At 68.9% G+C, this 9,957-nt stretch carries 9 protein-coding genes; all 9 read right to left on the bottom strand.

What is annotated here, in order from left to right; all coding sequences use genetic code 11:
• Positions 1-832 (bottom strand): hypothetical protein (locus AC1DYI_RS18740; RefSeq protein WP_477205642.1); only part of this gene is annotated, 832 nt, incomplete at its 3' end.
• A gap of 12 nt (positions 833-844) precedes the next feature.
• Positions 845-2,296 carry a hypothetical protein gene (locus AC1DYI_RS18735; protein ID WP_477205641.1) on the bottom strand — a complete coding sequence of 484 codons (1,452 nt, stop codon included), beginning with the start codon at positions 2,294-2,296 and terminating at the stop codon, positions 845-847.
• Positions 2,293-4,692, bottom strand: a complete 2,400-nt coding sequence (locus AC1DYI_RS18730) for a hypothetical protein (RefSeq protein WP_477205640.1) — start codon at positions 4,690-4,692, stop codon at positions 2,293-2,295. Before AC1DYI_RS18730 ends, AC1DYI_RS18735 begins: the two co-directional genes overlap by 4 nt.
• Positions 4,693-4,705: 13 nt before the next feature.
• A complete protein-coding gene (locus AC1DYI_RS18725) occupies positions 4,706-6,466 on the bottom strand; it encodes a baseplate J/gp47 family protein (protein WP_477205639.1) in 1,761 nt (586 codons plus the stop codon).
• Between the two features lie 12 nt (positions 6,467-6,478).
• Complete coding sequence (locus AC1DYI_RS18720) at positions 6,479-6,943, bottom strand: hypothetical protein (RefSeq protein WP_477205638.1); 465 nt, start codon at positions 6,941-6,943, stop codon at positions 6,479-6,481.
• 7 nt (positions 6,944-6,950) lie between these two features.
• A complete protein-coding gene (locus tag AC1DYI_RS18715) occupies positions 6,951-7,307 on the bottom strand; it encodes a PAAR domain-containing protein (RefSeq protein WP_477205637.1) in 357 nt (118 codons plus the stop codon).
• 37 nt (positions 7,308-7,344) lie between these two features.
• Positions 7,345-7,980: a phage baseplate assembly protein V gene (locus AC1DYI_RS18710; RefSeq protein WP_477205636.1), complete on the bottom strand. Its 636-nt coding sequence runs from the start codon at positions 7,978-7,980 to the stop codon at positions 7,345-7,347.
• Complete coding sequence (locus AC1DYI_RS18705; RefSeq protein WP_477205635.1) at positions 7,977-9,077, bottom strand: hypothetical protein; 1,101 nt, start codon at positions 9,075-9,077, stop codon at positions 7,977-7,979. Before AC1DYI_RS18705 ends, AC1DYI_RS18710 begins: the two co-directional genes overlap by 4 nt.
• Positions 9,077-9,957, bottom strand: an 881-nt coding sequence (locus tag AC1DYI_RS18700) for a hypothetical protein (RefSeq protein WP_477205634.1), incomplete at its 5' end; no start/stop codon positions are given. The genes AC1DYI_RS18700 and AC1DYI_RS18705, both read right to left, overlap by 1 nt.

Raw genomic sequence — 9,957 nt, 5'->3', positions numbered from 1 at the left:
GCGCGTCGGCGCGCACGACGCCGGTAAGCATCGGCCACGCGAGCCGCCAGCGGCCGGGGCTGAGGCTGTCGACCATCTGTGGCCGGTACTGGCGCGTGTAGAGGTCCATCGCGCGGCGCAGCGAGTAGCTGAGGTCCAGCGCGTACTCATCGACCAGTGCGAGAAAGTTCGCTTCCAGCGCGAGCGGATGGGGGGCGTTGGCGTCGAGCCGGCCCAGTGCGTCGAGCAACGCGGCGCGCTGCTCGGGCGAGAGCGGCTCATCCGGTGGCGTGTACAGGCGCACTTCGGCGCGGCCATCGGCGCCGGTGATCGCGGTGACAGAACTGCCTTCGCTGACGGAGAAGCCGAACGCGTAGCTCAATCGCCCGACGTTGGTTTGCAGCGTGACGGCCACCCCGGCACGCGGCTCGCCGCTCTTGCTGCGCACCGTGGGAAACAGCATCAGCGGTTGGCCCAGCCACGCAGGCTGTGGCTTCACTTCCAACGAAAGCACCAGGCCCTCTTCCGCTCGCAGCGTCATCGGCCCGCCGCCGAAGAACAGGTCGACCCAGCGGCGCGGATCGAGGCCAAGCGCGGCCACGCAAATCTCGGTGAAACGCTCGGGACCGATCAGTCGCACCGAGCGCACCTGGCGGATGTCGGTGAACTGCCCACCCAGCGCGGTGCGCGCATCCAGCAGCCTTTGCCCGAGACGGATGCCAATGTCGGGCTCGTCGGGAAACTCGATGTCACGCGCCAACTGCTCGGCGGCGCTCGCCCGGTTGAGAAACCCGAGCACCGTCTGGGCCTGAACAAGCGACAGGTCCGAGGGCTCAAGGTAGACGACGGGCATCGCGACGTCTCGCTACGTATTGATCTTGCCCGCCAGCACGCTGATATCGGCGTTGATCTTCTGCAGCCGCGTGCCGAGGTCGGCCACTTCGACCACGTTGATCTTGTTCACGCCGTCGCCGATGCGGGTGAGGCTGTCGGTGATCGTGCGGCCGGTTTCCTCTGAGGCCTTCATGCGGCCTTCGAGCACGTCGACAGCGGCCTTCATGGATTGGGCTTGCGTGGCTTGCGCAAGGGCGACCTGCGCCTGCTTGCCGGCGGTGTTGCTTGCTTGCGCCTGCGCGGCATAACCGAGCGCCATGTCGGTGCCGCCGCCCGCACCGGCAGCCAGTTGCACCTTCATCGCGCCGTCGATCAGCGACTTGGCCTGCTCGCGCACCAGATCGCCGCCGGGGTTGATCTTGCTCAGCGCGAACTGCATGCCCAACGTGTTGCGCGTGTGGCCCAGTGGGCCGGTCTTCTGGTTGAACGCGTCCAGCCCCAGGATGGTGCCCTGCACGATGTCGTCCTTGGCGAACTGCTGCTGCAGCAGGTTGTCGAACGGCAGTGTCAGGTCATCGAAGTGGTCGAAGAAGTCGCCCGTCCAGTGGGTGATCCACTCACGGAAGTCGATCTGGATGCTGGCCACGCCGCGCGCCGGGTCGGGGCTGCGCGGGTCGGCATCGGGCTTGGCGAAGGCCAGCACCGTGGTGCGGTGGTCTTCCCAGCTGCCCGAGCGCGGCAGGCGATCGAGCGTGAACTTGCCGCCCGCGTACTGGCCGGCGTAGCCGTCGAGATAGCGCTGTGTCGTCTGGCTGCTGTTGTAGGCAGTATGGATTTGTGCAAAGACGCCTTTCACCGCTGCTTCCTGCGGCGTAGGGGCTTCGAAGATGATTTGCCGCATCGACTTGTTGCCGACCTGCGACTGAAGCATGTTGGAGAACTGCAGTTCGTCGTTCGCTTCGAAGCCTTGGGTCGAATCGGCGCGCAGTTGCACCCTGGCGATGCCCTGTGCATTGACCTGGACGGACAGCGCGTTCTCCTGCGCATTCGCGCGCACGGTGAAGCCGGGCGAGGCGCGCAGCCGGCCCCAGGTGGCGAACAGGTCGACCCAGGGCGGGTCGCCCGCGACCACGCTGCCATCGAGCGCGAGCACCGAGATCGTGATCTCCGCCATCTCGCCGACCACGTTGCTGGCGGCCGAGGTCGAGATCTTGACGAGGTAGTTCTCCAGCAGCGGGCCGACGTTGTCTTCCAGCGTGGCCAGGCGCTCGGGCACGGTCTCCAGCGCGGCCACGGCCGTGGTCAACGTCGCGACATTGGCTTCGAGCGTGGTGACGCGCCCGCCGAGGTCGATGAGCGTGGTGCCGAACAACGCCAGCATCTCGGTGACGCTGTTCCAGTCGACCGCCTGGATCAAGTGGCCCGGTTGCCTGCCGCCCAGCGCCGTCGCGATCGCGGGGGTGTCGTTGAGGTTCATGGTCATGAGGTGCTCTCCTTGACGAGGCGGCCGTCGGCCATCAGTTGCAGCGGCACGCCCGCGGCGCGCGCACGCACCACCAGCGCCCAGACCCGCTCGACCAGCGCCGGCTCGGGCGCGACCGACGGGTCGCTCAGGAACAGGCGGATGCGCACGCCAACCTGCGGCGCAAGCGGGTAGCTCGCGGCCAGGCGCGCCGAGGGCGGGTAGACGAACATCGCGTTGTCGAAATGGCCGTCGTCGTTGTAGCCGGCGTCCTGGCGGAAGTGCCCTGGGAAGGGCGCGTCGCGCGTGGGTGGCGGAAAGAGCTGCCCTTCGCGCGACCACCATGGGCGCAGCGTGGGCGGCGTGGGCGCTTCGTCGAGCTGCAGGTAGCGCCAGCGCGTGCCTGGCGCGGGCAGTGGCAGGAAGGGCTGGCCGGCATCAACGATGCGCGTGTCGTCGGGTTTGATGCGCATGCGCAGTTCGCTGGTGGGCACGGCCGCCGTGGCGGTGAAGGTGCTGCCGTCCCACGTGCCCTTCTCAGCGCGCACCGAGGGCGCGGTTAGCGCGGCGTGCATCGGGCCGGACACGGTGGCACGCACGGGCAACTGCGGGTCGGCGAAGCGCGTGCCGGTCCACTGCTGCCATTTCGACGAGATGCTGTCGAAGCGCCAGTGGCCACGCGGCGCTTCGGTGATGTCGCTCGGGTACACCGTGTCAGCAAGGCCCAGCGATACCCAACGCGACTGCGCGAGGTCGCACTGCGCGATGGTGCGGCCGTCGTAGCGGAACAGGCCCGCGTCGGCGGCGATCCACAGCATGCCGCGGTCGTCGACATGCAACGCGTTGACCGGGCCGGCGATGAGGTCCGGATAGGCTTCGAGCAGCGTGGTGCGGGCGTCGCGCACCGTCCAGCGAGCGAGGCCGTCGCTGGTGCCGAGCCACARGCTGCCGTCGGGCGTCGTGGCCGTCACGCGCACGGGTGGCAGCGGGCTCGTCATCGCGTTGTCGGGTGCGGCGACGGGCTGCCAGTCTGGGATGTTTTCAGACAGGCCGCTGCCGTCGTAGCGGAAGGCGGCTTCGCCCTGGAAGAGAAACAGCGCCTGGTCGGTGGCGCAATAGCCCCGGTCGTCGTTGACGCCCAGCGCCTGCAGGTCGACGCCTGCCAGGCTCTGGCTGACCAGCACGCCGTCGGCGCCAACGCGCCACAGGCCTTGCTCGCCGGCAGCGGCAATGCSGTCTTGCACTGCGGCGATCGCACGTACCGCACCATCGACATCGGCCACGGCAGTCCAGCGGTCTTCGCCACTGTCCGGCCACAGCGGCGTGTGGAACAAGCCCTGCTCGGCGGCGAGGAAGAGCTTGTCGCCTTGCGCGAGGATCGCGTGGAAGGGGCCCACCGGCGCATCGATCTCCACCACCTGGAAGCTCGTGCCGTCGAAGCGCTGCACGCGCCACTCGGTGGCCGTCTCTTCGATCAGCCACAGCATGCCGTCAGGCCCGAAGGTGAGGGCGCGCGCGTCACCATCGGGCAAGGCCAGGGCGAGCGCCCAAGGGCCGTTGGCAGAAGGGTCGCGCGCCGCACTCTCGGCCGTGTCGGCGCTGGATGCGTGCAACTCACCATCGCGCAGCAGCCACGAGCAGCGTGCCGGTGAGAAGCGAAGGGCTTCGCCGTCGGCCAGTGTGCCTTGCCAGGCGAGGCCCACGCCCGCGGGCACGGCGTCGAACCGATGGCGCTCGATCATCGGGTTGACCGTGGCCTCCACCCCAGCGCCGGGCGCGACGCCTTGAACGATGAAGGCGGGCGTGAGCGCGGCCTCAGGCAACGGCCAACTGGAAAGCGGTGTGACCAGGCCGCCCTCTTGCGCGAGCGGAATGACCAGCGCCTCGGTGCGGGTCAGCAGCGCCACGGGCTCCTCGATCGCGAACATCGCGTAGCGGCGCGAGAGCGGCGCAGCCATGTCCTCGGGCAGGGCCGCCTCGACCAGCTGCACCAGTGCATCGCGGGTGACCAGGCCATCGGCATAGGCGGCGACCACGTCCTGGATGCGGGCGCGGTATTCCTCGACCTTCTCGCGCAGGCTGGCGGGGTCGCGCCACGGGGGCAGGTCGAGCAGTGCGGCGAGACGCGCCATGTCGCACAGGTACGGGTACTGTTCGAGTTCGGCGAAGTCGTTGGGGTCTCGCACGTTGGCGGGCTTCTGCCCGCGCTCGCGGCGCACGCCCTGGTAGTGCGGTGCCCACAGCGCGGCGTCGGCCGTGTCAGACCAGTGGGAACGCAGCACGTCCTGGATCTGCGCCGCGGCCTGGTCCATCGACTGGCCGACTGCGCGCAGCCACTGCGCGACCAGCGTCTGGTCGTCGGGCTCGGGCCGCCAGAGACTGGGCAGCAGATCGGTGAGTTTCTCGAAGGCGCTCATGACGTTCTACCGTTCAGGCTGCCTTGGGCTTGACTTCGACCGCGATGCGGGCGACCGACAGGCGCTCTTCGGTCGTCAGTGCGAAGGGCGCATCGGCGGGCGCACCGAGGACGACGCTGGTGCCGCTCGGCCGCGTGAAGGTCCATTGCACGGTGTAGGGGCCGACGTCGCCTGCGGTGGCCGGCGCGGGTGTGCCGCTCTCTTGCGCCTGCAACGTGCCGGACACCCAACCGCCGTGCGGCAGCGGTAGCGCGCGCGTGAGCTTGCCCCAGCTCAAGGAGCGCTTGGGCGCATCGGCCGGGACGGCCTGGACCGCGAGGTCGTTGAGGTAGGCGAGCGCGGCTTCCACCGCCGACGAGATCGCCGCTGCATCGGGGATCGCTGCGTCGCGCGGATAGCGCACCGACAGCGTGAGCCCGGTCGACAGCGACGGGTCGGTGATCGAGAGTTCGCCCAGCCGCGTGGGCTGGCTCGCGAGCAGCAGCGTGCCGGCGGCAAGGTCGGTGATGGAGCTGCCGTTCACGGTGGCAGCGGTCAGGCGCGCATCCTCGACGCCTTCGACGCCCATCGCCAAGCCGATCAGCTTGCTGATGCTGCCGTCGCTGCTCGAGGGCAGGCGGTCGAAGTAGTCCTTGAAACGATCGCCGATGGTCGACTGGATGCGGCGCAGGTCGATGTCGAGCAGGCCAGCGGCGCTGGTCAGGCGCAGTGCGAGGTCGACCTTGACCGGCGCGGTGCCGTAGTCGAACTCGACGCGCACGCCGGCCGGGCGCACCTGGGCGACGCGCCGCTCCAGCAGCGCGCGGCGCTCGGGGTCGAGCGCGCTTTCGTGCACCTGCACGCGCACCAAGCCGGGCGATCCTGGCGGCTCGACGGCCTCGGCCTTCAGACCCATGCCGGCCACGGCGCCGGCGATCGCACCGAGCGTGCCGCGCTCGGAGCCGGCGAGGAAGTGCTTGGCGCGCAGGCGCAACTCGTCGTCGTTCTCGTCGCGATCCAGCCGCGTGGTCGACGCAGGGTTGGTCACCGACTCGATGCCCGCGATCGGCTTGGCGACGAGGGTGAGGCTGTCTGCGGCCAAGCCGTCGTTGGTGGCCACGATGTCGCGGCTGTTGACCTTGCCGGTGGGTTGACCGTCGGCCAGGGTGAGATCGTCCAGCGTCTCGTATTCGATCTTGCCGTCGGCGGTGAGCACACGCGTGCCGGCCGGGATGGTGATCTCGCCACGCGTGTTGCGCGCACGCGAGAAGCGCAACTCGCCGCTGTTGCGGCCGGCGCGCACGCGCGCCACGCCCAGCAGCGCCACCACATGGTCGAGCGCGCCGCCGCGCGCAGTGTCGACGAAGCCGGAGCGGTACACCGCTTCCATCTGGGCGTAAAGGCCTGCGGTCTCCAGGGCCACGGCTTCGAGCATCGTGCGCACCACCGAGCCGGGGTACAGATCGTTGACATTGGCGTCGCGCTGCTTGGGCAGGTAGTGCACCTCGAACGCGGTGCCTTCGTCGGGGCGCTGGCCGCCGCTCTTCCAGACGATCTGGGTGGCGTCGCTGGAGAGCTCGTAGTCGGTGCCGCGCTCGAAGCGCTGCGATTCGCCGTTGCGCGCACCCCAGACAGCGGTGAGCGAGTCGACCGGCGAGCGTTCGAGCGGATGCGCAAAAGGCTCGCGCGTGGCGCGTGCCGGCGGGTAGGGATGCTGCTCGCCGCTCACGCCGCCCAGCAGGCGGTTGAGCAGACTCTCGGCGACTTCGGGATAGGGTTTGCGTCGGAAGCTCATCGCAGTTCCTCGTTACACCGCCAGCTCGATCGTGAACGGCCCGATCGTGACCACGCCGGTTGCGCCGGCGGGCTTCACGCGCAGCAGCACATCGACCGTGGAGCGCGCGCCGGGGGAGGGATTGACTTTCAGCTCCACCACCTTCTCGACCCGCGGCTCGGCCTTGACCGCCTCGAGGATGTAGAGCTTGAGCAGGTTGCGCTGGGTGCCGTTGTTCTCACGGCCGATCAGCTCGTGCACGCGCGAGCCGTAGTCGGGGTGCGCGAGCGCGGACAGCTCACCCAGCGGGGTGAGGATGCGCAGGATCAGCGCCTGCGCGAGGTTTTCCTTGCCGTCGCGTGCGATGAAGTCCCACGCCTGGCCGCGCAGCGCGATGAGGTTCTCGCTCACGCGGTAAACCGGGCGCAGCTCGCGATGCGCGGCGTGTACCGCGAGGTCGCGCAGCAGGTGGGCAGTGGGTTCTTCGCGGACGGRCATGGTCAGGTCACCCAATGAGTACGGTGCCGCTTGCGATCACGGTTCCAGCCGGCAGGTCCGACGGGTCGTTGCAAGTCATCGCCGGGTCGCCCATGCGCGCAGCGGCCTTGCCGTTGATCTGCACGGTGGTCGAGCCTTGCTGGATCGTGGCCTTGTTCGAAGGTGGCTTCTGGAATGGGCCTGCGGTGGGAATGTGCGAGGGCGAGTTCGTCGCGGTCGAGCCGACCACCGCGGCGCCCTGGCCCTCGACTTGCACGTCGCTCGACAACTCGCCATCGATCGTGCCGACGAAAGGCGATGGCAGCGGCGTGGGCACCGGCCCGCCCGGGCTGGGCACCATCTGGATGTGGATGTCGGTGGCCATCACCTTGTCCCCTTGTTTTGCGCCTGGCATGCCCATATCAGTTCAGCTTGATCAGGCTGCCCTTGAGCACCATCTCACCGCCCGCCTTCATCTCGACCTTGCCGCTGGCCTCGAGTTTCAGGTCGCCGCCGGCCTTCAGCGACACATCGCCAGCACCTTCGATCTTCACTACGCCGCTGCCATCGATCGTCAGCGTGGTGTCCGCAACCTTCAGCGATACGACCGGGTCGTCGTCGACGATGCTCAGGCTGAACTTGTCGGCGAGCGTCACCTTCACGGTCAGTGGCGAGTCTTGCGTGACCTCGACACGAAGGCCGCTCTCCTTGTTGTCCGGACCTGAAGGCAGTTGCAGCACCCACTGCTTCTCGGTGCTCTCGGGCGGCCGGTCTTCGTCGTTGTAGAGCGTGCCTACGACCACCGGCCGGTTGATGTCGCCACCGACGAACTGCACCAGCACCAGGTCACCCACTTCGGGCAGGCTGGCGAAGCCTTTGCGCGGCGTGGCGACGGGCACGTGCTTGAGCACGAGTTGGGCGTCGCGCAGCACCACGTCGGCGTCGTAGTTGTCTGGGTCGGCGGGGTACACCGCCTGCACGGTGCCGAGCTCGGTGTTGCGGTGGGCGCGCAGCTCTTGCCGGACAAGCGATCGCACCGTTTCGTAGAGGTCGTTCATGCCGAACCTCCGACGAGTTGCGTCAGCAAGCCGCGGCGAGCATCGAAGCTATGGCGCACCTGCAGTGCCGCGTACTGCCCATCACCCACGCCGTTCGGGCAGCCTTCGATCGCGAAAGGCGAGGCCACGTCGATGTCTGGCGCTCCGGGCACCGTGACGCGGACGGGGGTGGCCAGGCGCTTGGCAGCGGCGGCTTGTCTGTCGGCGGCGCCCTGAGCCGCGGCGGTGCTGCGCAAGGCGCCGTCTGACCACAAGCCGATCGCAGGGCCATCGCCGCTGGTCGCCTGGTTCGCGCTGTTGTCTTTGGCGAGCCAGGCCCACGCGCTGGCGCCTTGCGTGCCGGCGCTGCCTTCGCCGGCAACACTTGATGTGCCGGCCATCGCGTCCCGCGTCGTGGCCTCGAAAGCGAGCACGTCTTCGCCGTACTTGAACGTGCGCACCGGCGGCCCGCTGGTCTCATGGGCTTGCAACTGCCCTGAGGCATCGACCCACGCCGGCACGCCCGCATGGCGGGCCAGTCGCGCGATCCAGTCCCACAGGCTCGTCCGGTCGTCCACCGCGAGGAAGGGGTAGCTCGGCCCGCTCGCGATGTCGCCCGGCGTGAGCTGCGCCAGCGCGGCCCATTGCGACAGCAAATCGCTGAAGCTCTGCTGTTCGTAGCCGGTGTTCTCGCGTTGCGCGGCAAGTGAGACGGACTTGGAGGCGAGCGTCACGTCGAGCGAGCCGTCGCCGCGGCGAGACAGCATGGCGATCTTGCCGGCCAGCACCGGCTGCGGGCTGCCGTCGAAGCCCAGCTGCACGCTGAGCTCGTCGCCGGCAGCGAGATCGGGGAAGTCTTCGCGCGGCAGGAAGCGCAGCCGCGCGTGGGCGATGAACGGCGCCGGTGCCAGGTGCACGACGAGCGACGACAGGCTGTCGGTGAGCGGGTCGGGCTGCGAGCCCCCGCCCAGACCCAGCGCGCCGGCCGCGGCCGAGAGCAGGTCGGAGCCGAAGCCACCACCCGCTGGCGCCGCCGGGCCCTTGACCAGCTTGACGACGGGCCGCACGCCCGCACCGCCGGCCGCGGCGGGGAAGAGGTCAGGCAGTCCGAGGTCCATCAGCCCGTCCTCACGTTCTGCGAGGTGTACCAGTTCAGGTGCTGCGGCACGCCGTCGGTCGCGAACACGTGGTTCACGTCGCTGAAGACGAAGGGAAGCGTGTAGGGCGTGAGCGCGTTGCGGTTGATCACCTGCTGTGTGCCCGGCAATGGCGCCGCTGTGCCGGGCAGGGCGCCGAGCACGTGCAGGTGCAGGTGGTTGTGGAAGCTCACGCCGGTGTCGCCGGCCTGCATCACCACCTGGCCTTGGGTGACGGCCGTGCCGATGATCAGGTTGGCCGCCACGCCGCGCGCCGCGAAGGCCGCGCGCACGCCACCGTTGGCGCCGTGGCCGTACTGCGCATAGGTCTGCACGTTGCCACCGCCCTGGTCCTTGTCGTGCGTGTTGTCGATGGCGTCGTGGCGAATGAGGATGAAGTTCCAGCCGCCATTGCTGCCGTTGGTCTGGTTGGGCAGCAGCGCACCGCTCGCCGCAGCTGCGGCCACGGCAGCGGCGATCGCAGCCGCGTCGTTCGGGTCGGTGTTGCTCAGGTCCTGGTCATCGGGCATCCAGTCGAAGTAKTCGACGACGGTGMCGTTGCGAACGCACAGGACCTCGTCCTTGAAGTCGTGCGCGAAGTCGAAGGCGTAGACCTGCGGGTTGCTGTTGAAGCGCGCGTGGCTGAAAAGGCCGAGGTTGGCCTGGCCGACGAACAGGGCCGTGTCTTTCGCGTAGGGCAGCTTGTAGGGAGAAGCGCTGTTGTCGGGGTAGCCGGCGAAGGGCACGCGAGCGGGCGAATAGGCGTTGCCGCCGACCTGCTTGGTCGGGTTGAAGCGGCCGCCGTCGGTGTCGCCTTCCATCGTGTTGTATTGCTGGATCGGGAAGATCAGCGTGGCAATGG

Source organism: Ideonella sp. P3_A4, from assembly GCF_056403075.1.
The sequence above is the reverse complement of the archived record's forward strand: the minus strand, read 5'-3'. Positions and strand labels throughout refer to the sequence as shown.

Excerpts from the sequence above, each read along its gene's own strand:
- AC1DYI_RS18715 (WP_477205637.1), bottom strand. The coding sequence starts at position 7,307 with ATGGCCACCGACATCCACATCCAGATGGTGCCCAGCCCGGGCGGGCCG.
- AC1DYI_RS18735 (WP_477205641.1), bottom strand. The coding sequence starts at position 2,296 with ATGACCATGAACCTCAACGACACCCCCGCGATCGCGACGGCGCTGGGC.
- AC1DYI_RS18710 (WP_477205636.1), bottom strand. The coding sequence starts at position 7,980 with ATGAACGACCTCTACGAAACGGTGCGATCGCTTGTCCGGCAAGAGCTG.
- AC1DYI_RS18725 (WP_477205639.1), bottom strand. The coding sequence starts at position 6,466 with ATGAGCTTCCGACGCAAACCCTATCCCGAAGTCGCCGAGAGTCTGCTC.
- AC1DYI_RS18705 (WP_477205635.1), bottom strand. The coding sequence starts at position 9,077 with ATGGACCTCGGACTGCCTGACCTCTTCCCCGCCGCGGCCGGCGGTGCG.